Genomic DNA, 23,043 nt, shown 5'->3' on the forward strand with positions numbered 1-23,043 from the left:
GATGCACCCCCCCCCCCCCCCCCCCCCCCCCCCCCCTCCCCCCCCCCCCCCCCCCCCCCCCCCCCCCCCCCCCCCCCCCCCCCCCCCCCCCCCCCCCGCCCGCCTTCAGCCGCGCTCCCGTCCCTTCGGGGGATGCTGCGGCTTCTCCTTCTTCGACTGCGGCTTCGGTGTGTTGCGCACGGCTTCCGCGCGCAGCAGGGCGCGCAGGACCGCGTAGTGGTCGGTGGGCATGACTGTGTTCCTGCTCCTTGTGTCGTACCGCTCGTACTGACTGACCTGGTGACGGGGTCGGTCAGCAGCGCAGGACCACAGTGCGCAGGACGTGCGGGAGACGGGGGAGGTGGGAGGCGTACGACGGCCGTGGGGGCGCGGGGCGGGCCGGGCACGGCCGTGCGTCGCGTGCCGCTCGCGGCAGTGGGCCGGGGCCCGGTCGTCCCGGGCGGGTCGTGCTGCGCCGGTCGGGGCGGGCCGATGGCCGCAGGACCGTGTCGAGGACGTCGTGCTCGGCGAGTTCACCGGACGGAACGGAGGAACCCGACACGCCGGCCGCGGTGGGCAGGGCGGCGTGTGCCTGGGTGTGGGCGCCCGGTACCAGGAGGGCGAGCAGCAGCACGAGGACCCGCAGCCAGGCGCGGCTGCGCGAACGGCGTCGTGCGGTACTCGCGGTACTCACGGAAGGTCATCTCCCCGGTGGCCGTACGGGGTTCATCCCGTTCGGGGCGAGAACCGCCCGCTCGGCGTACCGGTGCGGGGCGCGTATCGCGGTACCTGTCACAGCTCGCGTCACCGTCCGTGTCAAAGTTCGCGCGGGACCTGGCGGGCCCGCCCCCGGATCCGGAGCGCCAGAACGATCTCGACGACGCCGACCGCCACCAGCCAGCAGCCGCCGATCACCATCAGCACCGTGACCGACTCGATCGGGGAGTCGATCAGCACGATTCCGCCGAGGACGGTGACGATGCCCAGGAGCATCTGCCAGCCGCGCGCCGGCATGGACTTGTCGGAGGCGGCGGCCAGCAGCTGGGAGATGCCGCGGATGAGCCAGCCGATGCCGATCCACAGGGCGAGCAGCAGGACCGACTGCATCGGGCGGCGGAAGCAGAACAGACCGAGGACGACCGACAGGATGCCGCTGATGAACGCCAGCACCCGCAGCGAGGTCGTCCGGTGTGTGCCGAAGGCCGCGACCAGCTGGAAGACACCGCTGATCAGGAGGTAGAGGCCGAAGAGAACCCCGGAGACGAAGAGCGGGGCGCCCGGCCAGACCAGGACCAGGACACCCAGGACCAGCGAGCAGACGCCGGTGCCGAGGACGACCTGCCAGGCGGCGCGGGAGAGGGCGTGCAGGGGGCCTTCGAGCGGCGGCTCGGGCTCATGGACGGCCGTGCGGGTCCCCGGCCCGGGTGTGTGCCCGGCGTGCACGTGCCGGTCGTCGTAGTCCCGACCCCACGGGGAGCCGGTCGGTGACTCGCTCATGATCCATGCTGAGAACGACCCGGCCCGCCTCGCCATCGGGGACGGGCCACTCGAATGACAGCACGGGGCGGGCAGGCGAGGGGCCACGGCCGCGAAGGCCGCCGTATCGGCTCATCTGCCCCCCTTCCCTGCCCCCTGCTCTACTTCCCCGCGCTCTTCGCCGCCTTCGCGGCCGCCTTCATCTCCTGCTTGTGCGCCCGCACCTTGGCCAGTGACTCGGGGCCGGTGATGTCGGCGACGGAGCGGAAGGACTTCGTCTCGCCGTAGGCGCCGGCGGCCTCCTGCCAGCCCTGGGGGCGGACGCCGAGCTGCTTGCCCAGCAGGGCGAGGAAGATCTGGGCCTTCTGCTTGCCGAAGCCGGGCAGGTCCTGCAGCCGGCGCAGCAGTTCCCGGCCGTCGTCGACGCCCTTCCAGACGAGCTCGGCGTCACCGTCGTAGTGCTCGACGAGGTACTGGCACAGCTGCTGGATCCGTTTGGCCATGGACCCGGGGTAGCGGTGCACGGCCGGCTTCTCCGAGAGCAGGGAGGCGAAGGCGTCCGGGTCCTGCGCGGCGATGTCATGCGCGTCCAGATCGTCCGCGCCGAGGCGGTCCGCGATGGTGCGCGGCCCCTTGAACGCCCACTCCATCGGCACCTGCTGGTCCAGCAGCATGCCGACCAGCGCGGCGAGCGGGCTGCGGCCGAGGAGCGCGTCGGCCTCGGGGTCCTGGGCGAGGTGAAGGGTGACGTCCATGCCCCCGATCATGCCCCCTCGGTCCATGGCCCGCAGCCGTGGACGCTGTTGTCCGCCGGGGACAGGTCGCCTGCGCGCGGAGTGCCACGGATTTCCGGAAACCGTCGCACTGCGCGCCCACCCGCCCCGAGGCCGCGGCCCTGGCGGGCCGGGCGCAGCGGCCCCGGCCGGTCAGGCGCGCCAGTACCCCAGCGCGTTCACCCGCTGCTTCGGCAGGCCCAGCTCCTTGCGGACGTACGACGTCAGGGCCCGGGTCGTCGCCGTGTCGCAGGCGATCCAGACGTACGGGTCGGAGGTGCCCTTGAGGAGGTCGGGCAGGGCCTCCTTCACCTCGGCGACCAGGTGGGCGCCGGCGTCGCGCCTCGGCAGGGTCCGTACGTCGTGGCGGGAGGGGGTCGTGCGGAAGGGGAGGCCGTCCTGCTCGCCGCCCTCGAACCACACCGTGGCCGGGGACGGGTCCAGGGCGGTGAGGAGGGAGTTGAGGGCGGGGAGGGAGGCCGGGTCGGCGACGGCGAAGACGTGGGAGGGGGCGGGGTCGGGCTGTTCGAAGCCCGTGCCGTGGATGGTCGCCTCGATCGTGTCGCCGGGCTTGGCCGTCCGCGCCCAGTCGCTGGCGCACCCCTCGTGCAGGGCGAACTCCAGGCTGAAGGTGCCGGCCGCCGGGTCCGGGTCGACCAGGGTGTAGGCGCGCTGGTGCGGCTTGCCCGCGTTGTCGAACCACAGGCGCACCCACATGGTGGGGTGGACGCCGGTCGCGGCCAGCATGCCGCCGTCCGTGAGGTGGACCCGGCGGTACCGCGGCGTGACGTCCTCGGCGCCCGTCACCGTGAACACGAAGTCCTTCGCGCGCAGCAGCTTCAGGACCGCGCCCTCCCAGCCGTGCCCCTGCCCCATGGCGTCTTCACCCTTCACGTACCATTCCTGCACCAATGACTTAGGCAAGGCTAACCTAAAGCAAAGGAGGGGCACAGGTGACCGGCGAGATCTTCCGCGATGCCTGGGGCATTCCGCATCTCCGCGCCGACGACGCGAGACAGCTCGCCCGCGTACAGGGCCGCGTCACCGCCCTCGACCGGGCCTGGCAGCTGGAGGTGGAGCGGCACAGGTCCCAGGGCACGTCCGCGTCCTTCCTCGGTGCCGAGGCCCTGCCCTGGGACCGGTTCGTCAGACGGGCCCGCCTCGACGACACGGCGAGACGCTGCTTCGCCGAACTGGAGGGGCGGGACCCGGAGACGGCGGAGTGGGTGCGGGCCTACGTCGACGGGGTCAACGAGGGCCTGGCCGAGGGCGCCCGTCGGACGCCGGAGTTCGTGCGGACCGGGCTGGTCCCCGGCCGTTGGGAGCCCTGGACCCCGTTCGGCGTCTGGCTGGGCATCCACATCCTGTTCGCCGGCTTCCCGGCCAAGCTCTGGCGTGAGCAGGTCGTACGGCATCTCGGCGCCGACGCGGTCGCGCTGTTCGCCACCGACGGGCCGGCCACCTCCGGCAGCAACGGCTGGCTGGTGAGCGGCGAACGGACCGTCACCGGGCACCCGGTCATCGCCGGCGACCCGCACCGCTTCATCGAGGAACCCGGCGTCTACCAGCAGATCCACCTCTCCTGCCCAGAGTTCGACGTCATCGGCCTCGCCGTCCCCGGCATCCCCGGCATCGCCCACTTCGGCCACACCGGCAGCGTCGCCTGGGCCATCACCAACGCCATGGCCGACTACCAGGACCTGTACCGGGAGCGGTTGCGGCGTACGGGGGCGGGGGTGGAGGCGCTGGACCCGGACGGCGTCTGGCGGCGCGCCGCACGGCATACCGAGGTCGTCGAGGTCGCCGGGGAGGAGTCGGTCGAGGTCGAGGTGATCGAGACGGAGCGGGGGCCGGTGGTGATCGGGGGGCCGGAGGGGCTGCCCGATCTGCAGGAAGGTTTCTCCGAGGGGGCCGATGGCGCCGTACGGTTCGATGGAGCCGAGGGCTCCGAAGAGCCCCCCGGCCCCCTGTACGACAACGACCCACCCCTCGCCGTCACCCTCCGCTATCCACCTCGCGTCACCTCCGACCTCGGTTTCAGCGCCCTCCTCCCGCTCCTCCGCGCCCGCCGCGTCGCCGACGTCGACCGTGCCGTCGACCTCTGGGCCGAGCCCGTCAACGTCGTCCAGGCCGCCGACACCGAGGGCGGCCTGCTGCACCGCGTCGCCGGGAGCGTGCCGGTGCGGTCTGAGGCCAACCGGGTCCGGCTCGTTCCGGCCTGGGAGCCCGGCCACGACTGGCAGGGCCGGCACGAGACGCCCCGGGGCGGGCTCACCGACGGCGTCGCCGCCATGGCCAATCAGCGCGGCCTGGCCGCGCCCCTGGGCGTCGAGTTCGCCCCGCCGCACCGCGCCGACCGCATCACGGCCCTGCTGGGGGAGAAGGAACGCTGGTCGGCCGCCGACATGCCGGCGATCCACATGGACACCCAACTGGCCTCCGCGGAACCCCTGTTGGACATCGTGGCCGCGATGGACGGCCTCACCCCCGAAGCCGCCCGCGTCCGGCAGACCCTCCTGTCCTGGGACCGCCGCATGGACGCGAGCAGCGCGCCCGCGGCGGTGTACGCGGCGGTGCGCGGAGCGGTCGTACGGCGACTGGCCGCACACCCGGCCTTCGCCGCGCTGTCCGCCCCACCCGCCTACCCGGAGGTCCTTCTGCCCTGGCTGGCCCTGCTCCCCCGGGTCGGCTTCGCGCTGGAACACCTCCTGCGCGCCGAGGAGTTGTACGGCATCGACCGCGCCGGGATCGTCCGCGCGGCGGTCGAGGAGGTGGCGGACCAGTCCACGGGGGCAGGGCACGGCACCTGGGGCGACACCCACCGCCTCGCCCCCTGGCGGGCCCTCGCCGACCCCTCGTACGACGCACCCGGCCTCTCCGGCGACCACGACTGTGTGCTGTGCACCTCGGCGGTCCCCGGCCTCACCGACCTCAGCGCGCGCGGCCCCGCCGCCCGCTACGTCTGGGACCTGGCCGACCGCGAGGCGAGCCTCTGGGTGGTCCCGCTCGGCGCCTGCGGCATCCCCGGTTCGCCCCATCACCGTGACCAACTCCCCCTGTGGCTGGCGGGGGATCTGGTCCCGGTCGTCACCGATTTCACGAGGCTGGAGAAGGAATCCGATGTCTGAGATCTCTGCGTTGTCCGAAGTATCGGAGCTGGTACACGAGGAAGCGGTCGAGGGCTTCGGTACCGTCCGTATCCGCCCCCTCGACCCGCACGCCGACGCCGATGTCGAGGTCGTCCACGGCTGGGTCGGCCAAGAACGGGCGTCCTTCTGGGGCATGAACGGCCTGACCAGGGACCAGGTGGCCGGGATCTACGCCCACATGGCCACACTGGACACCCACCACGCCTACCTCGTCCTGCGGGACGCCACCCCCGTAGCGCTCCTCCAGACCTACGAGCCGGAGGCGGACCGTGTCGGCGAGTGCTACGACGTCCTGCCCGGCGACATCGGCATCCACCTGCTGCTCGCGCCCGCCGGCCCGGAGGGCGGGCGGCCCGGCTGGACCTCGGTGCTGGTGGGCGTCGTGGCGTCGTACGTCTTCCGGACCCTGGGCCGCCGCCGGGTGGTCGTGGACCCGGACGTGCGCAACGACAAGGCCATAGCGCGCTTCCTCAGGCAGGGCTTCACGGCCGGGCCGGTGGTCGTGCTGCCCGAGGTCGACCTGCCGGACGTGTACATCCCGCAGAAGAGGGCCCAACTGGCCTTCCTGAGCCGGGGGTAGCCTTCCGGGCGTGACTCCGGAAGAACTCGTCGCGCACTACTCCCTGGAGCCGATCCCGCGCGAGGGCGGGCTGTTCCGGCAGACCTGGGCGGGGCCAGAGCGGTCCGACGGGCGGCCGCAGGGCACCGCGATAGTGGTCCTGCTCACCGCGGACGACTTCTCGGCCCTGCACCGCCTGCCGTCCGACGAGGTCTGGCACTTCTATCTGGGCGACCCCCTGGAGATCCTGCTCCTCGCCCCGGACGGCACCTCCCGCACCGCCGTCCTCGGCCCCGACATACCGCTCGGCCAGCACATCCAGCTCACCGTCCCGGCCGGGACCTGGATGGGGGCGCGGGTGGCCGCGGGCGGTTCATGGACCTTCTTCGGCTGCACGATGGCGCCCGGCTTCACCTACGAGGGCTACGAGCACGGCGACCTGGCGGAACTGACGGCGCGCTATCCCTCCGAAGCCGCCCGGATCGCGGGACTGTGCCGCCCATGAGCGGACTCCTCGGACTCCTCGAAGGACAGGTCGCGCTGGTCACGGGCGCGGGCGGCGGCATCGGGCGCGGGATCGCGACGCGGTTCGCGCAGGAGGGCGCGGCGGTCGTGCTGCATTGCCGTACGGCGGTGGAGGCGGCCGAGGAAGTGGCGCGGGGCGTCCGGGAGTCGGGCGGGCGGGCCCTCGTCCTGCGGGCCGACCTGACGGATGAGGACGCGTGCCGGCGGCTGGTCGGCGAGGCCGCCGAGTGGGGTGGCGGCCGGCTGACGGCGCTGGTGAACAACGCTGGCGTACAGCCGACGCGAGCGCTGCCCGGGATGACGGTGGAGGAGTGGCGGCAGGTCGTCGACACCAACCTCTCCAGCGTCTTCGCCTGCACGCAGGCCGCGGCCGAGGTCATGCGGGAGCAGCAGGGCGGCGGTTCGGTGACCCACATCGCCTCCATCGAGGCGAGCCGCCCCGCCCCGCTGCACGCCCACTACTCCGCGTCCAAGGCGGCGGTGGTGATGCATGCCCGGGCGGCGGCCCTGGAGTACGGCCCCTTCGGGATCCGTGTGAACACGGTCTCGCCCGGGCTGATCGACCGGGAGGGGTTGGGCGAGGCGTGGCCGGACGGCGTACGGAAGTGGCGGGAGGCCGCGCCCGTCGGGAGGCTCGGGCGGGCGGAGGACGTGGGGGACGCGTGCGTGTTCCTGGCCTCGGGGCTCGCGTCGTGGATCTCCGGGCACGATCTGGTGGTGGACGGCGGGGTGTCGGCTCGGCCTACGTGGTGAGCGGTGAGCTCTTCGCATCCAGTCGAACTCACTCGAACAACTCGAAGATCTCGTCCCAGAACGCGGAGCCGTCCACGAGCGGATCCACGCCGGTCATGCGCCTTCGCAACTCGGTGGCGGCGGCGACGCGCACTGCGTCGTCAGCCGAGTCCAGGGCGTCGCTCGACTCGGCGACGAGAGCGAGGAGCACAGCCAGATCGGGGAGGCTGTCGGCGGCCTCTCCCTTCCAACCGGCGCCGTGATCCCACCCGTTGGGGTCGTAGTGGGTGATGCCACCGAGGTCCGCGCCGAGCATCAGGTGCTGGTCGTACCAGGTGGCCATGGTGAAGCAGAAGTTCTTGGGCGGGGAGTCGTCGTCGGGGTAGCGCTCGCCGTAGATCTCGTCGGCGTCGAACGGTTCCATCCCGTCCTCTTCCCGCAGGTGCCTCGTGTCGATCCCCACGACTTCGAGGTGGACGGCGGGGAATCCGACCGTGAGCAGGAACTCCCGCGAAGAGGCGTGGGTCAGTTCGGCCGGCAGATCGCCCTCGCCCGGTCGCCAGAGCGAGCCCTTGCCCAGCCGTTCCTCCAGCCATTCCGCGTCCGGTATCAGCGGAACTTCGTTGCTCTTCACGTCGTGGCCCCCATGCATCGCAGGTCGTTGGGTCATCGCGGACCCGGTCAGTCGGATGGAAGATCCTCCCAAGGCGTGGTCGTTGCGCAAAACCCCGTCGCGGCGCTGAGCCCCCAGGCCTCCGCGTCCGTACCTATCCCCGAGGCCTCGAGTCCGACGACGGAGATGTGACACACGTGGGGTGCGATGACCGACGACAGCCGCGGCGCCGATCCGGCGGACGGCGGGGGCTTCAACGGCTGGTGCTGCTGGGCCCCCTGCTGGTCCTGTTCCTCCTCGGCGGCACGGGACCCGCGTCGGCCCACGCGGCCCTCCGTGCCAGCGACCCCGAGGACGGCGCCCTCCTCAAGTCGGCCCCCCGCCACCTCACCCTGACCTTCACGGAGTCCGTCGGGCTGCTCGACGACTCCTTCCGCGTCCTGGACCCCGACGGGCGGCGCCTGCGCACGGGTGAGCCGACGCACGGCCCGGAAAGCAGCCGGACCGCCCGGGTGACGTTGCCCGGGAAGCTGGCGCAGGGGACGTACACCGTGGCCTGGCGGGTGGTGTCGGCGGACAGTCACCCGGTCTCCGGCGCGTTCACGTTCTCGATCGGCAAGGCCACCGTCACCACGGCCACCGTGGATCCCGGCCCCACCGAGGACCCGGCGACCAAGGGCCTCTACAACATCGCCCGCTATCTGGCCTACCTCGCCGCCACCCTGCTCATCGGCACGGCCACCTTCGTGGCGCTGTGCCGTCCGCCGGACGCGCCCGTGCTCCGCAAGCTGCTGCGGGCGAGCTGGTGGACGCTCCTCGGTGCCACCCTCGCCCTGCTGGTGCTGCGTGCCCCGTACGAGACCGGCGAGGGACCCCTGGGGGCGCTGAGCGCCGACTCCTTCAGCCGGACGCTGAGCAGTCGGTCGGGGGTCGTTCTGCTGGTGAGGCTGGGGCTCCTGGCCGTGGCCGCCGGGTATCTCGTACGGCAGGCCAGGCGGGGCAAGCCGTACGGCTGGGGCGGCGCGGGCCTCGCCGTCGGGCTCGCCGGGACCTGGGCGGCCGGCGAACACGCCTCCGCCGGCATCCAGGTGCCGGTCGCGATGACGTCCTCGGCGCTGCATCTGCTCGCCACGGCGGTATGGCTGGGCGGGCTCGCTGCCCTGCTCGTGACGCTGTACCGCGCCCGCCTGACCCCGGCCGCGGTGACCCGTTTCTCCCGGCTCGCCTTCGCTTCCGTGACCGTCCTCGTCGTCACCGGCGTCTACCAGTCCTGGCGGGGCCTCGGCTCCTGGGACGCGCTCACCGGCACGACGTACGGCAGGCTCCTGACCCTCAAGCTGGCCGCGGTCGCCCTGCTCCTCGGGGCGGCCGCCCTCTCGCGTCGCTGGACGGCGCGACTGGCGACGACGGCCGACGCGGAGGCGGTCGTACGGGAGCGGGAACCGGAGCGGGAGCGGGAACGCGAGCGCGTTCCGGAGGTGGTCGGCGGGCCGGCGCTTCCCGATCCGCCGGAACGGGCCGACGGACCGGCTGCCCCGGACCCGCACCGCCGCGCCCTGCGCCGTTCCGTCCTCGCCGAAGTCGCCGTCGGGGCCGTGGTGCTGCTGGTCACCACGATCCTCACCAGCACGCTGCCCGGCCGGGCGGAGGCCGACGCGGCCGCGGGGGCGCCCACCGTCGTCGGGGCCTCCGTCACCGACGTCCCCTTCGACGTCGGCACCCCCGGCGGCCACGGCAAGGTGCAGGTCACCCTCGACCCGGGGCGGGTCGGCGACAACTCGATCGAGGCCCTCGTCTACGGCCCGGACGGGGGCGTGTCCATCGTCCCCGAGCTCCGTATCTCCTTCACCCACCCGGCCAAGGACATCGGCCCCCTCGACGCCGAGCTCACCGACAAGGGCGGCTACTGGGGCAACAGCTTCCTCAACCTGCCCATCGCCGGCACCTGGGAGATGAAGGTGACCGTGCGGATCTCGGAGGTCGACCAGGTGAGCGAGACCAAGTCGGTGATCGTGCGCTGAGACCGCGCCGGCGATGCGATCTTCGCCGGGGGCGCGGGGGTCGCGGGGGCGATCAACACATTGTTGAGCGTTGGTTCGAGATGTCGGTCACGTTTCCAAAACGGCGATCGACATCTCTTGACGCATGACCTGACAAACGGCTGTTATTGCGCCACCGTGTTCGGTCAAGTTGATTTCTGATCGGTTACGACGGACTTCAACACGCCCAAACCCTCATGATCGAACCTTGTCACCAGGAGCCGTAGATGCCGCACCTCTCTCCTTCCGGTCTCTCACTGCCTTCGCCGAGCCGCCGCTCCCTGCTGCGCGGCATAGGCGGCGCCGCCGTACTCGGCGCCGGCATCCCGCTGCTGAGTGCCTGCGGCGGCAGCGGTACGGCGAGTGACCCGAAGACCGTCTCCCTCGGCTCCAAGGCGTCCGACCCGGTGCCGAAGAAGGCGTTCGCCGACATCTACGCGGCCTACAAGAAGAAGACCGGCATCACGGTCGACGTGAACACCAAGGACTCCAACACCTTCCAGGAGCAGATCAACTCCTACCTCCAGGGCACGCCGGACGACGTGTTCACCTGGTTCGCCGGTTACCGGATGCAGTTCTTCGCGGCCAAGGGCCTGGCCACCCCGATCGACGACGTGTGGAAGACCATCGGGGGCAACTTCCCCGAGGCGATGCAGAAGCTCTCCAAGGGCGAGGACGGCAAGTACTACTTCGTGCCGCTGTACACCTACCCCTGGGCGATCTTCTACCGGAAGAGCGTCTTCAAGGAGAAGGGCTACGAAGTCCCCACCAAATGGGACGACTTCGTCGCGCTGTGCAAGCAGATGCAGAAGGACGGCCTCGTCCCGATCGCCTTCGGTGACAAGGACGCCTGGCCCGCGCTCGGCACCTTCGACCAGATCAACTTCCGCCAGAACGGCTACGACTTCCACGTCGAGCTGATGGCGGGCAAGGCCTCCTGGACCGACGCCAAGGTGCGCAAGGCCTTCGACCTGTGGGCGGAGATCCTCCCCTACCACCAGGAGGGCGCCGTCGGCCGCACCTGGCAGGACGCGGCCCAGACGCTCGCCTCGAAGAAGGCCGGCATGTACCTCCTCGGCACCTTCGTGGCCCAGCAGTTCACCGACCAGGCCGCCCTCGACGACCTCGACTTCTTCGCCTTCCCGGAGATCGACCCGGCGTTCGGGCAGGACACGGTCGAGGCGCCGACCGACGGGTTCATGATGAGCAAGAGCCCCAAGAACAAGGCCGAGGCCGTCAAGCTCCTGGAGTTCCTGGGCACCCCGGAGGCCGAGGACATCTACCTCAAGTCCGACCCGAGCGTGGTCCACGCCTCCACCAAGGCCGACACGTCGTCGTACACGCCGTTGCAGAAGAAGGCGTACGACATGATCTCCGGCGCCAAGTCCCTGACCCAGTTCATGGACCGTGACAGCCGCCCGGACTTCACCTCGACGGTGATGCAGCCCGCGCTGCAGAAGTTCGTCCGCGACCCCAAGGGCGTCGACAGTCTGCTGTCCTCGATCGAGCGGCAGAAGAAGACGATCTTCGCGTCCGGCTGATCCGGCTGATTCGAGAGATACGGCTGACACGGCTGATTCACATGACTACCGACATCACCAAGGAGAACCCGGAGGCGGCCGCCGCGCCGCCTCCGGGCGCTGCCCCCGCCGAGAACCCCAAGAAGGTGCCTCAGGGGCACCGCCGTCTGCTGACCCGCCGCGACCGGTTCACCCTCGGCCTGATGGCGGGCCTGCCGACCGTCCTGCACATCGCCCTGGTCTGGGTGACCGCGCTGGCCTCGATCGCGCTGGCCTTCACCACCTGGGACGGCATCGGCTTCGACTCGATCAAGTGGGTCGGGCTCGAGAACTTCAAGGTGCTCTTCGAGCAGAACCCGCAGTTCTGGCCCGCAGTCCAGCACAACGTCATCTGGTTCGTCGTGCTGATCGTGATCCCGACGCCGCTCGGCCTGTTCCTGGCCGTGCAGCTGGACAAGAAGATCCGGTTCAGCAGGGTCTACCAGACCGCGTTCTTCCTGCCGGTCGTGCTGTCCATGGCCGTCATCGGCTTCGTCTGGCAGCTGATCTACAACCCGGACACCGGCCTGATCAACAGCATCATCGGGGCCAACGAGCCGGGCAAGTACATCGACTGGATCGGCGACCCGGACCTCAACCTCTGGGCGATCCTCGTCGCCGCGTCCTGGCGGCACACCGGCTACATGATGATCCTGTACCTGGCCGGCCTGAAGGGCGTCGACCCCTCGCTGCGGGAGGCGTCCGCGCTCGACGGGGCAAACGAGTGGCAGACGTTCAAGAACGTCATCTTCCCGACCCTGCGGCCGACCAACACCGTCGTCCTGGTCGTCACCATCATCGAGGCCCTGCGCGCCTTCGACCTGGTCTTCGTCTTCAACAAGGGCGCCGAGGGCACCGAGCTGCTCTCGATCCTGGTCACCAACAACATCATCGGCGAGTCCAGCCGCATCGGATACGGCTCCGCCATCGCGGTCGTCCTGCTGCTGATCTCCCTCGTCGTGATCATCCCCTACCTGGTGGCCACCTTCCGGAAGGAGCGGCGCGCATGAGCACCGCCACCGTCGCGCTCAAGAAGCGCGCCCCCGTCCGCCCCGGCCGGATCCTGCTGCACCTGTTCCTGGCCTCCATGGCGCTGGTCTGGATCGGCCCGCTGGCCTGGGCGATCTACTCGGCGCTGCGCCCGTACTCCGAGACGAGCGAGAAGGGATACGTGTCCTGGCCGGACACGCTGAACTTCGACAACTTCACGAACGCGTTCACGCAGTCCGACATGAGCCACTACTTCGTCAACACGATGATCATCGCCGTCCCGGCGGTGCTGTTGACGCTGTTCCTGTCCTCGATGGTCGCCTTCTACGTCAGCCGCTTCGACTTCCGTCTCAACCTCGCGCTGCTGCTCGTCTTCACGGCCGGCAACCTGCTCCCGCAGCAGGTGATCATCACCCCGCTGTACCGGCTGTACCTGCTGATCGACCTGCCCGGCATCACCATGAGCGGCAAGCTCTACGACTCCGCGCTCGGGCTCGTCCTCATCCACGTGGCCTTCCAGTCCGGGTTCTGCGCCTTCGTGCTCAGCAACTACATGCGCAGCCTGCCGCACGAGCTGACCGAGGCCGCCCTCGTCGACGGCGCCTCGGTGTGGCGGCAGTACTGGCAGATCGTGCTCCCGCTGTGCCGCCCGGCGATGGCCGCCCTGGCGACGCTGCTGTCCATCTGGATCTACAACGACTTCTTCTGGGCCCTCGTGCTGATCTCCACCGGCGAGAACATGCCGATCACCTCGGCGCTGAACAACCTCACCGGCGCGTACTTCACCGACCCCAACCTGGTCGCCGCCGGCGCCCTGCTCACCGCGATCCCGACCCTGATCGTGTACTTCGTGCTCCAGCGGCAGTTCGTCAGCGGCCTGACCCTGGGCGCCAACAAGGGCTGACGGCCCCTTTCTTGAAAGAGACACCCGTGCACCACCCCTTCACCCCCGTCGCCTCCGTGCCCGTGGACCCGGCGGGCGCCCGCGTCCACGAGGAGGGCTGGCAGTCCTGGAGCCCCAGCGGCGCCTACGCCCTCGGTGACAAGCCGTACCGCCCGACCAACGACAACTGGGCGACGGTCTGTTACCGCCCCGGTGTCACCGTCCCCGAGGGCACCTTCCAGGGCGAGGGCCTGCTGGCGCTCGACCCCGGTGACGGCTCGCCGGTCCGCCTGTGGGCGGCGGTCGACCCGACGCGTGAGGTGCCCTCGATCCGGCTGGTCGTGACGGACGGCGCCGTCGCCGAGGTCAGCGCCGACGGCCCGGTGAAGGAGTGGACGGGCGCCTCCGTCCGGTCGGTGCTCGGCGAGTGGGCCGACAGCCTCCAGCTGCCCGCTCCCCGCCCGGCGCCGACGGTCTGGTGCTCCTGGTACGAGTACTTCACCGCCGTCACCGAGGACGACATCCACGAGAACCTCCGTGCGATGGACACCCTCGACCTGCCCATCGACGTCGTCCAGATCGACGACGGCTACCAGAAGGCCCTCGGCGACTGGCTCACGCTCTCCGGCCGCTTCCGCTCCCGCGCGGGCATCGCGGACGCGATCCGGGCGCGGGGCCGCCGCGCCGGCATCTGGACGGCACCCTTCCTGGTCGACCCGGCGAGCGACCTGGCCGCCGAGCACCCCGAGTGGCTGGTCCGCGACGCGGACGGCGGCTTCACGCACGCCGGCCGCAACTGGGGCCACGACCTGCGCGTCCTGGACACCACCCACCCCGAGGCGGCGGGGTATCTGACGGAGGTCTTCCGGACGCTGCGCGCCGAGGGCTACGACTACTTCAAGGTCGACTTCCTCTACGCGGGCGCCCTGGACGGCGTACGGCACGACGCGGAGACGGACGCGCTGACGGCGTACCGCGAGGGCATCCGGCTGATCCGCGAGGCGATCGGCGCGGACGCCTACCTGCTGGGCTGCGGGGCGCCCCTGCTCGCCTCGATCGGCCTGTTCGACGCGATGCGGGTCAGCCCCGACACGGCACCGCACCGCCGCCCCGAGGCCGACGACTACAGCCAGCCCGGCCAGGACCCCGCCGAGTTCACCGGCGTCGGCCGCCAGTGGCAGCACGGCCGGCTCTGGATCAACGACCCCGACTGTCTGATGGCCCGCCCGGCCGTCGAGACCCGCGAGCGCTGGGCCGCGCACGTCGAGGCGACCGGCGGCCTCATGGCCTCCAGCGACCGGCTGCTGTCCCTGGACGAGTGGGGCGTGACCACCACCCGTCGTCTCCTCGGCGGAGGTGCCTGATGAAGCGCGAACTCTCCGTCCCCGGACAGCACAGCCAGGGCCGGCCCGGCGGGTCAGGCCGCTGGATGTCGACGGCTCCTCATCAACGCAGGACCGCGACTACCTCTTCCTGATCAACCACACCGACCGCCCCGCCCATGCCGCCGTCGCGGCGGGGGAGACGGCGGTGGTGCGCGAGCCGTGCTGAGTGGCAGGGTGGGAGGACATTCGCAGGGGGGCTTTCGAGGGGCGGGGGCGGCATGCCGGAGCTGAGCAAGGGCGGGAACATCGTGGTGGGCTCCGGGCCTCTGGTCGCCGAACTGCACGCCGTGGGCGGCACCGTCGATCTCAGCGCGCTGCTGGTGGCGGCGGACGGCAAGGTCCGGTGCGACGACGACCTGGTCTTCTACAACCAGCCGTCCGCCGAGTCCGGTGCCGTACGGCACCTCGCCGCCGACGCCGAGGGCCCGGAGCGCGTCGAGATGAACCCGGCCGCGCTCCCCGCGGACGTGGACCGCGTGGTCCTGGTCGGCAGTTGCGACCCCGACGACGCGAGCCGCACCTTCAGCGAGGTGAAGGACGTCACGGTCCGTGCCTGCCAACTCGGCGCGGAACCCGTCCACTTCCGACCGCCGGCCCTCACCGACGGCGAACGCGCCGTACTCCTGATGGAGCTCTACCGCAGGGGCGAGACCTGGAAGCTGCGCGCCATCGCCCAGGGCTACGCCGACGGGCTGGCGGGACTCGCGACGGACTTCGGCATCGAGGTGGCGCACGAGGAGCTGGAGACGCCGGAGGAGCCCGCGCGACAGGCGGCAGAGGCACCAGTACGGCCGGCCCCGGCCCCGGCCGCGCCCCCCATGAACCTGCGCAAGCCCCCGCTCGGCAAGATCAGCCTCGACAAGGGCGGCCAGGTCTCGATGAGCCTGGACAAGGCGGACCGCGAGCTGGTGGTCACCGCGACCCTGGAGTGGGACGGCGGCAGCGACGAGCGCCGCAGGCGGGGCGCCGACCTCGATCTCTACGCCCTGTTCGTGCCGGCCTCCGAGGCGGTACGCGGCGAGCAGCCGCCCGGCACCCTCGTCACGCCGAAGAAGAAGTCGCGCCCCGCGGCCGCCCCGGACACGGCGCACAAGGGCAAGGGCGCGGACGTCGTCTACTACAAGAGCCTCGGCTCGCTGAAGAACCGTCCCTTCATCCACCTCGACGGCGACGCCCGGGTCCCCGGGCGCGAGACCCTCCGTATCGTCCGCCCCGACGAGCAGGGCTATGTCCTGCTGTGCGCGTACTCCGCGGTCAGCAACGGCTTCGGCTCCTTCCGCAGCTTCGGCGCGCACGTCGTGGTCACCGACGGCCGCGGCTCGACCGTCACCGTGCCGCTCTTCGAGAACACCAAGACCCGGTACTGGGTGGCCATCGCCCTGGTCGACTTCACCGAGTCCGACGGGGCCGCGATCCACCACGTCGAGGCCTACAGCGGCCGGATGACCGAGCGCCGCCCCGTGCTCCACGCGGACGGCACGGTGGAGATGAACGCGGGGCCGGTGGAGTTCAAGAGGCGCTGACGCGGGGCAGGCCGGGCCGAGTGCCTCCCGAGGTGCAAAGCGTCTCTAAACGGGGCAAACAGTAAAGATGTGCGGCATTCACGCTCCGAAGGCCGACCCTCATGCCTGAGCTGCCGGACGTCGAGGGCTTCCGCAAGGTGCTCCGGTCCTGCGCGCAGGGCAGGGTCATCCGTCGCGTCGACGTGCGCGACGCGGGTGTCCTGCACGGCGTGAGCGCGCGGGGCCTGCGGGACGCGCTGGAGGGCCGCCGGATCACCGGGACGCGGCGGCACGGCAAGTGGCTGCTGGCCCGCACCGGCGGCCCCACCCTCGCACTGCACTTCGGCATGACCGGCCTGCTGCTCTGCGCCCACCCGGACGACGCACCCGAGCCCCACGACCGGGTCCTGTTCACGCTGGCCCGCGACCGCCAGCTCCGCTACCGCGACCAGCGCAAGCTCCAGGGCCTCTGGCTGGCCCACGACGACTCCGACGTCGTACGGCTGCTGGCGCACCAGGGCCCCGACGCGCTGACGGTGGACCGCGCGGAGTTCGAGTCCGCGCTCGCCTCGCACCGCGGCCGCGTCAAGGCGGTCCTGATCGACCAGTCGGTCCTGGCCGGTCTCGGCAACCTCCTGGCCGACGAGATCCTGTGGCGCGCGAGACTGCGCCCCGCCACCCCGGCCAACGCCCTCACCGAGCCGGAACGACGGCGCCTCTACACCCAGCTGCGCCGCACCCTGCGCCCCGCGGTCACCGCGGGCCGGGTGCCCCCGCGCCCCGGCTGGCTCACCGGCCACCGCGACAGCCCCGACCCGCACTGCCCGCGCTGCGGCACGGCTCTGCGCCGGTCGCGGGTGGGCGGTCGTACGACGGTGTGGTGCCCCGGGTGTCAGGGGCAGGCGAACGGGGATGGGAAGGAGGGAGAGGCGTGAGCCGTGTGCGGTGCCGGGGCCCCCGCGATACCGAAGCGAGATGAACGATCATGGACGAGCCCGTCATCACCGGCCGGACGACGACGCGGCCGCTCGACGAGGTGGTCGGCGAGGCCCTCACGGCCCGCGTCACCGTCGACGAACGCTCCACGGTGACCGGGTGGAACACGGGGGCGGAGCGGCTGCTGGGGTACGCGGCCGACCAGATCGTGGGGCGCCCGGCGGCCGGGCTGCTGGCCGAGCCGGTCCCCGCCGGGGAACTGCCTGACTTCGCGCGGCTGCCCCGATGGCACGGCGAGGTCGCCGTGCGGCACCGCGACGGCCGACGGCTGCAGATCAAGGTCCTGGCGCACCACAGGACCCCCGAGACGGGCACCGGGGCCGGTGCGGACGAATGGCTGCTGGTCTCCGCCCTCAGCGGACAGCGGCCCGAGCCGCTCGACGACACCTTCGTGACCTGGAGCTTCGCCCAGTCCCCGTGCTGCGCGCTGGCCCTCTACGACACCCGGCTCCGCCTGCGCCGTGCCAACGCGGACATGCAACGTACGACAGCCCTCACCGAGCGGGACATGATCGGGCTGCGCGTCAGCGAGATCGTGGACGGCCCGGCCGGCGACCGGGCGGAACAGAGCATGGCGCGGGTGATGGAGACCGGCGAGCCGCAGTACAACGAGAACTTCCTGCACACGGCCGGTGAGACCCGCGAGCACGTCTGGTCGGTCCACATGTCGGCGCTGCGCGACACGACCGGCGAGGTGCGCGGCGTCTGCCTCACCGCGCGCGACATGACCGAGCAGTACTGGGCCCGCAAGCGCCTCCAGCTGATCGCCGAGGCCGGCCGGCGGATCGGCACCACCCTCGATGTGATGCGTACGGCGCAGGAGCTGGCGGACGTGACGGTCCCGGAACTGGCCGACTTCGTCAGCGTCGACCTGCTGGCCTCCCTCGACGACCCGCACGAGCCGCTCCCGGACACCGGCGCCCCGGCCGGCCCGCTCGCACTGCGCCGGATCGCGCACCAGTCCGTGACTCCGGGCCTGCCGGAGGCGGTCGTCGCCCTCGGGGCGGTGGACGAGTACCCGGAGGGCACCGTCCAGGTCGAGACCCTCCGCTCGGGACGGGCGAAGGTGTACGAGATCACGCACCCCGCGATCACCGCACTGGTCGCCCGCGACCCGGTCCGGGCCTCCAGGGTCCGCGAGTTCGGCATGCACTCGGCGATGGCGGTGCCCCTGTCGGCCCGCGGCACCACCCTGGGCGTCGCCGTCCTCGTCCGCCACCGTCGGCCGCAGAACTTCCAGCAGGACGACGTGGTGCTGGCCGAGGAACTGGCGGCCAGGGCGGCCGTCTCCATCGACAACGCCCGCCGCTACACCCGCGAACGCGGTACGGCGGTGATGCTCCAGCGCAGCCTGCTGCCGCAGCGGCTGCCCGAGCAGGCGGCGGTGGAGGTCGCCTCCCGCTATCTCCCGGCGGGCGCGCACGCCGGTGTCGGCGGCGACTGGTTCGACGTGATCCCGCTGTCCGGGGCGCGGGTGGCGCTCGTCGTCGGCGACATCGTCGGCCACGGCATCCACGCCTCCGCCACCATGGGCCGGCTACGGACCGCCGTACGCACCCTCGCCGACATCGACCTGCCCCCGGACGAACTGCTCACCCACCTCGACGACCTGGTAGCCCGGCTGTCCACCGACCGGGAGGACGACCGGCCGGCCGCCGGCCGGTCCCCCGAGACCGGCGCCGGCGGTGAGGTCGGGGCGACCTGCCTGTACGCCGTGTACGACCCGATCTCCCAGCGCTGCACCCTGGCCCGGGCCGGGCATCCGCTGCCGGCCGTGGTGAGCCCCGACGGCACCGCCGACCTCGTCGACCTCCCGGCCGGCCCTCCGCTGGGCCTGGGCGGCCTGCCCTTCGAGTCGGCCGAGATCGACCTGCCGGAGGGCAGCCTGCTCGCCCTCTACACCAACGGCCTGATCAAGTCACCCGACCGCGACGTCGACGAGGGCATCCTCCGCCTCCGCCACCTGCTCACCGGCCCGGAGCCGACCCTCGACGCCCTGTGCGACAGCATCCTCACCGACCTCCTCCCGCCCCGCCCGCCCGACGACGTCGCCCTGCTCATCGCCCGCACCCGCGCCCTGGACGCGAGCCAGGTCGCGACCTGGGCCGTCCCGTCCGACCCCTCCGCCGTCGCCCAGACCCGCAAGGACGCGCTGGCCCAGCTGGAGGCCTGGGGCCTGGAGGACGCCGCCTTCGTCACCGAACTGGTCGTCAGCGAACTCGTCACCAACGCCATCCGGCACGCGGAACCCCCCGTCCAGCTACGCCTCATCCACCTCACCCACGACACCTCCCTCATCTGCGAGGTCTCCGACGGCGGCACCACCGCCCCCCACCTCCGCCGCGCCCGCACCTTCGACGAGGGCGGCCGCGGCCTGCTCCTGGTGGCCCAACTGACCCAGCGCTGGGGCACCCGCCAGACGTCCAAGGGCAAGACGATCTGGGCGGAACAGCACCTGGAACCGGCACGACCGGGGTACTCCTGACGAGCGCTCACCCGCTGCTGGCACTCAGGGGGAACGGGACCGTCGTCTCGTGGGTGCGCGGTCTGGACAGACATGCTGGAGCCGTCATTCGCGCGGTCGGCGGTCTGGTGAACCTGGCTGACATCTCAGGGCATTCCGCGATGCCGTCAGGGGGCGTCCGAAGCTGGGCTGTCCGAAGGGGCGAGGCGTCCGCGGGGTCGGCCGAATGACCGAGCAGCCCGGCCCGGACGCTGGCCGTTCGGCCGAGGCGGGCGGCGGTGTCCGCGGGCGAGGCTGGAGCCACTTCCTCTCCCTGGACATCAGGAGTCCGTGATGCGGCGCAAGTTCCTCGGCAGAAGGTCTCCGACGTGCGCTGTCCGGCCGGCCTCAAAGCCGTCCGGGGCGCCACCCTCACCTGCACCGGCAAGCAGGACGACGGCAAGGCCGTCGACATCCCCGTGACCGTGGTCAAGGCGACGGAATCCTCCGTCACCTGGACATTCCAGCGCTGACACTCACCCCGGAGTAGCCCCATCATGAGCATCGTCCTGGCCGGACACGGCCTGATCAAGAAGTACGGCTCCACCACCGCGCTGGCCGGGGTGGACGTCCAGGTCGGCGAGCGCGACTCGCTGGCCATCATGGGCCCGTCCGGGTCCGGGAAGTCCACCCTCCTGCACACCCTCGCCGGGATCATCCGCCCCGACGGCGGCCAGGTCCTGCTGCGCGGCGAGCGCATCGACAACCTCGGTGAGAACAAGCTCAGCGCGCTGCGCCGCAAGCGGTTCGGGTTCGTCTTCCAGTTCGGCCAGCTGCTGCCCGAGCTGCCCGCCGAGGAGAACGTCGCGCTGCCGCTGATGCTGGAGGGCATGCCCCGCAAGCAGGCCGTCGAACGGGCCCGCCGCTGGTTCGCACCGCTCGGCCTCACCGGCCTGGAACAGCGACGGCCCGGCCAGCTCTCCGGCGGCCAGGCCCAGCGCGTCGCCATCGCCCGCGCGCTGGTCATCGAGCCGGACGTGGTCTTCGCCGACGAGCCCACCGGCGCCCTCGACCAGACCACCAGCGAAGAAGTCGTACAACTGCTGACCTCCGTCACCCGCGAGCAGGGCGCCGCCCTGGTCATGGTCACCCACGACGCCGACATCGCCGCCCACTGCGACCGGATCCTCCAGGTCCGCGACGGCCGCATCAGCAGCCACACCCAATACACCGTCGCCTGACCCTTCCCGCCCGCCCTTCTCAGCGGAGATGCCGATGCCTTCCCCCGTCCTCCCCCTGACCTGGCATCTGACCAGGTCCTCCGGCCGCCGCGGCCTGCAGAGCCACCTGCTGGCGGCCGGCGCCGCCGCCGTCGGCGCCTTCGTGCTGCTGGTGATGCTCGCCGTCGGCCTGGGCTCCGGCGTCCGCGCCGACCACACGACCTGGCGCACCCCGGCCGCCGTGCCCGCCGAGCGGGCGACCGCCGTCCAGGCCCTGGCCACGACGTACGTCCGCCACGACGTCGTCTCCGTGGTGTCGCTGGCCCAGCTGCCCGGCCGCGCGGCGACCCCCGCGCCACCCGGTCTGAGCGCCTTCCCGAAGAAGGGCGAGGTGTACGTCTCCCCCGCCCTGGCGAAGCTGCTGCACAAGCTGCCCGCGAGCCAACTGGCCGACCGTTTCCCGAAGCCGGCGTCCTACGGCACGATCGGCGAGGCCGGACTCGCCTCCCCCGACGAGCTGGTGGCCGTGGTGGGGCGGGCGCCGTCCGACCCGGCGGTGTCCAAGGCGGCCGGCGGCGGCAACTGGTTCGACGAGGGGCAGACCGAGCGGGCCGGCATCGCCGGGTTCTCCGCCGCCAAGCCCAAGCCGAGCATCTTCACCGGCAGCGACCAGCAGACGGCGGTGATGGGCGTGACGCTGCTGGTGGCGCCCGTGATCGTGCTGGCAGCGGCGGCCGGGCGGCTGGGCGCAGCCCGGCGCGAGCAGCGGCTCGCCGCTCTGCGGCTGGCCGGGGCCACCCCGGGGCAGATCGTCGCGATGACCGCCGCGGAGGCGGCGGCCGTGGGCGCGGGCGGAGCACTGACGGGCGCGCTCGCCTACACGGCCCTGCTGCCCGCTCTCGCACAGATTCCCTACGGCATCGGCAGCTGGTACACCGGCCAGCTGTGGGTGGGCCTGCCCTGGCTCGCGGCGGTGGTGGCGGCGGTCACCGGGCTCATCACCGTCAGCGCCGTGTCGATGCTGCGCCAGGTGGTCACCTCCCCCCTGGGCGTCGCCCAGCAGGCCGATCCGCGCCGCACCCGCATGATCCGCCTCGTGCTGTTCGCCGTGGTGTTGGGTTACGTCCTGTTCTCCACGCAGGGTGGCCAGCTCAAGATGCCGCAGCTGATCGCCCTGCTGGCGCTGTTCTACGGCGCGTTCTGGCTGTTCGGCCCGTGGGTGGTGGACCGGCTGGGCCGGATCGCTGGCCGTTTCGCCCGCCGCCCGGCGACTCTGCTGGCGGCCCGACGGCTCAGCGACGACCCGCGCGGCGCCTGGCGCACCGTCAGCGGCCTGGTCCTGACCGGATTCGTGGCCGGCTTCTTCGCCGTCATCGGGCTGGACATCGACGGTTCCGCCAACCACGGCCAGGTCGCCGTGGCGACCGAGGACAGCGCCGCCGCCCGGCACAGGGCCACCGAGGCCCGTACCCTGCTGCGCGAAGCGGGCGTCACCGCCACCGTCAGCGTCGCCTCGGAGGACGACTTCGACAATGTGCTGGGCGGCAACGCGGGCCTGATCGCCCATGTCTCCGGGGGCCAGGACCAAGTGGACACCGCCGTCACCGCGTTGACCCATCTCAGGACGGGCCAGCTGCCGTTCACCCAGGACTACGTGAGCGGCCCGGACAACGTGGGCGCGGACCGCGTCGGCGTGGTCGGCATCGCCACCCTGGTCATGAGTTTCCTCGTCGCGGCCGCCTCGGCCGGGCTGACAGCCGCCGCGAACGTCCTCGACCGACGCCGCGTCTACGGCCTCCTGCGACTGGCCGGCACCCCGCTGAAGATGCTGGACCGGGCGCGGGTCCGCGAAACGGTCCTTCCCCTGGCCGTCCTGGCCGGCGGCACCACCGCGATGGGCGTCTACGGCGCGTATCAGTTCAACAAGCTGGCCGGGGTCTCGATGAACACCACCGGTGCCGTCCAACTCGCTGTCTGCGTGGTCGTCGGCGCGCTGGCCATGTTCGCCGCGATCGCCTGCAGCAAGCCGCTCCTGCGGAAAGTGACGACCGGCGCGACACAGACGGCGGACTGATGACCACCGCTCGGGCGGTCTGACCCCGGGCGGTCCGCCACGGAAGACCACGATGGGCTCCGCCGGTGATCGGCGGAGCCCATCGTGGGTCGTGCGGCTTTCGCGGTCAGCTCTGCGGCGGGCTGATGTCGACCATCCAGGGGATG

At 71.8% G+C, this 23,043-nt stretch carries 21 protein-coding genes; 15 read left to right on the forward strand and 6 right to left on the reverse strand.

All coding sequences use genetic code 11. From position 1 onward, the window contains the following. Positions 1-105: 105 nt before the first annotated feature. From ACZ4UU_RS41795 to ACZ4UU_RS41815, 5 genes are all read right to left on the reverse strand, one after another. On the reverse strand, positions 106-231 hold the full coding sequence (locus ACZ4UU_RS41795) for a hypothetical protein (RefSeq protein ID WP_471908679.1): 126 nt from the start codon (positions 229-231) through the stop codon (positions 106-108). A 61-nt stretch (positions 232-292) separates the two neighbouring features. Continuing rightward, on the reverse strand, positions 293-673 hold the full coding sequence (locus ACZ4UU_RS41800) for a hypothetical protein (RefSeq protein WP_471908680.1): 381 nt from the start codon (positions 671-673) through the stop codon (positions 293-295). 122 nt (positions 674-795) lie between these two features. Further along, a complete protein-coding gene (locus ACZ4UU_RS41805; RefSeq protein WP_471908681.1) occupies positions 796-1,476 on the reverse strand; it encodes an HdeD family acid-resistance protein in 681 nt (226 codons plus the stop codon). 140 nt (positions 1,477-1,616) lie between these two features. Beyond that, positions 1,617-2,210 (reverse strand): HhH-GPD-type base excision DNA repair protein, encoded by a 594-nt coding sequence (locus tag ACZ4UU_RS41810; RefSeq protein ID WP_471908682.1) that lies wholly within the window; start codon positions 2,208-2,210, stop codon positions 1,617-1,619. A 171-nt stretch (positions 2,211-2,381) separates the two neighbouring features. Beyond that, positions 2,382-3,104: a siderophore-interacting protein gene (locus ACZ4UU_RS41815; protein WP_471908754.1), complete on the reverse strand. Its 723-nt coding sequence runs from the start codon at positions 3,102-3,104 to the stop codon at positions 2,382-2,384. Positions 3,105-3,181: 77 nt separating this feature from the next. Between ACZ4UU_RS41815 and ACZ4UU_RS41820 the strand changes: the two genes are divergently transcribed. Genes ACZ4UU_RS41820 through ACZ4UU_RS41835 form a run of 4 tightly spaced genes read left to right on the forward strand, consistent with a single transcriptional unit; the run spans position 3,182 to position 7,214 of the window. Then, positions 3,182-5,356 (forward strand): penicillin acylase family protein, encoded by a 2,175-nt coding sequence (locus ACZ4UU_RS41820; protein ID WP_471908683.1) that lies wholly within the window; start codon positions 3,182-3,184, stop codon positions 5,354-5,356. Further along, positions 5,349-5,957 (forward strand): GNAT family N-acetyltransferase, encoded by a 609-nt coding sequence (locus ACZ4UU_RS41825; RefSeq protein WP_471908684.1) that lies wholly within the window; start codon positions 5,349-5,351, stop codon positions 5,955-5,957. The genes ACZ4UU_RS41820 and ACZ4UU_RS41825 overlap by 8 nt, the downstream gene beginning before the upstream one ends. A gap of 10 nt (positions 5,958-5,967) precedes the next feature. Then, positions 5,968-6,441, forward strand: a complete 474-nt coding sequence (locus ACZ4UU_RS41830; protein WP_471908685.1) for a cupin domain-containing protein — start codon at positions 5,968-5,970, stop codon at positions 6,439-6,441. Continuing rightward, complete coding sequence (locus ACZ4UU_RS41835; RefSeq protein ID WP_471908686.1) at positions 6,438-7,214, forward strand: SDR family NAD(P)-dependent oxidoreductase; 777 nt, start codon at positions 6,438-6,440, stop codon at positions 7,212-7,214. The genes ACZ4UU_RS41830 and ACZ4UU_RS41835 overlap by 4 nt, the downstream gene beginning before the upstream one ends. A 28-nt stretch (positions 7,215-7,242) precedes the next feature. Here the strand turns inward: ACZ4UU_RS41835 and ACZ4UU_RS41840 are convergent, their stop codons facing one another. Beyond that, complete coding sequence (locus ACZ4UU_RS41840; protein WP_471908687.1) at positions 7,243-7,827, reverse strand: SUKH-4 family immunity protein; 585 nt, start codon at positions 7,825-7,827, stop codon at positions 7,243-7,245. Between the two features lie 242 nt (positions 7,828-8,069). On the opposite strand from ACZ4UU_RS41840, the gene ACZ4UU_RS41845 reads away from it, so the two are divergent. The 11 genes from ACZ4UU_RS41845 (at position 8,070) to ACZ4UU_RS41895 (ending at position 22,897) form a co-directional block, all read left to right on the forward strand. Next, a complete protein-coding gene (locus ACZ4UU_RS41845; RefSeq protein WP_471908688.1) occupies positions 8,070-9,827 on the forward strand; it encodes a copper resistance CopC/CopD family protein in 1,758 nt (585 codons plus the stop codon). A gap of 245 nt (positions 9,828-10,072) precedes the next feature. Beyond that, positions 10,073-11,386 (forward strand): ABC transporter substrate-binding protein, encoded by a 1,314-nt coding sequence (locus ACZ4UU_RS41850; RefSeq protein ID WP_471908689.1) that lies wholly within the window; start codon positions 10,073-10,075, stop codon positions 11,384-11,386. 41 nt (positions 11,387-11,427) lie between these two features. Then, entirely contained in the window at positions 11,428-12,414 is a 987-nt protein-coding gene (locus tag ACZ4UU_RS41855) for a carbohydrate ABC transporter permease (RefSeq protein ID WP_471908690.1), read from the forward strand. Then, positions 12,411-13,298, forward strand: a complete 888-nt coding sequence (locus ACZ4UU_RS41860) for a carbohydrate ABC transporter permease (RefSeq protein WP_471908691.1) — start codon at positions 12,411-12,413, stop codon at positions 13,296-13,298. The genes ACZ4UU_RS41855 and ACZ4UU_RS41860 overlap by 4 nt, the downstream gene beginning before the upstream one ends. Positions 13,299-13,324: 26 nt before the next feature. After that, the gene (locus ACZ4UU_RS41865) at positions 13,325-14,641 is read left to right on the forward strand and encodes a glycoside hydrolase family 36 protein (RefSeq protein ID WP_471908692.1); all 1,317 of its coding nucleotides are present in this window, start codon (positions 13,325-13,327) and stop codon (positions 14,639-14,641) included. Between the two features lie 239 nt (positions 14,642-14,880). Continuing rightward, complete coding sequence (locus ACZ4UU_RS41870) at positions 14,881-16,185, forward strand: TerD family protein (protein ID WP_471908693.1); 1,305 nt, start codon at positions 14,881-14,883, stop codon at positions 16,183-16,185. 101 nt (positions 16,186-16,286) lie between these two features. Beyond that, positions 16,287-17,099, forward strand: a complete 813-nt coding sequence (locus tag ACZ4UU_RS41875; RefSeq protein WP_471908694.1) for an Fpg/Nei family DNA glycosylase — start codon at positions 16,287-16,289, stop codon at positions 17,097-17,099. 50 nt (positions 17,100-17,149) lie between these two features. After that, entirely contained in the window at positions 17,150-19,645 is a 2,496-nt protein-coding gene (locus ACZ4UU_RS41880; RefSeq protein WP_471908695.1) for a SpoIIE family protein phosphatase, read from the forward strand. 257 nt (positions 19,646-19,902) lie between these two features. Continuing rightward, positions 19,903-20,136: a DUF4333 domain-containing protein gene (locus ACZ4UU_RS41885; RefSeq protein ID WP_471908696.1), complete on the forward strand. Its 234-nt coding sequence runs from the start codon at positions 19,903-19,905 to the stop codon at positions 20,134-20,136. A 24-nt stretch (positions 20,137-20,160) separates the two neighbouring features. Beyond that, positions 20,161-20,844, forward strand: a complete 684-nt coding sequence (locus tag ACZ4UU_RS41890) for an ABC transporter ATP-binding protein (RefSeq protein ID WP_471908697.1) — start codon at positions 20,161-20,163, stop codon at positions 20,842-20,844. Between the two features lie 34 nt (positions 20,845-20,878). Further along, entirely contained in the window at positions 20,879-22,897 is a 2,019-nt protein-coding gene (locus tag ACZ4UU_RS41895; RefSeq protein ID WP_471908698.1) for an FtsX-like permease family protein, read from the forward strand. Positions 22,898-23,043 lie beyond the last annotated feature (146 nt).

This window comes from Streptomyces sp. NPDC028907, assembly GCF_055564995.1.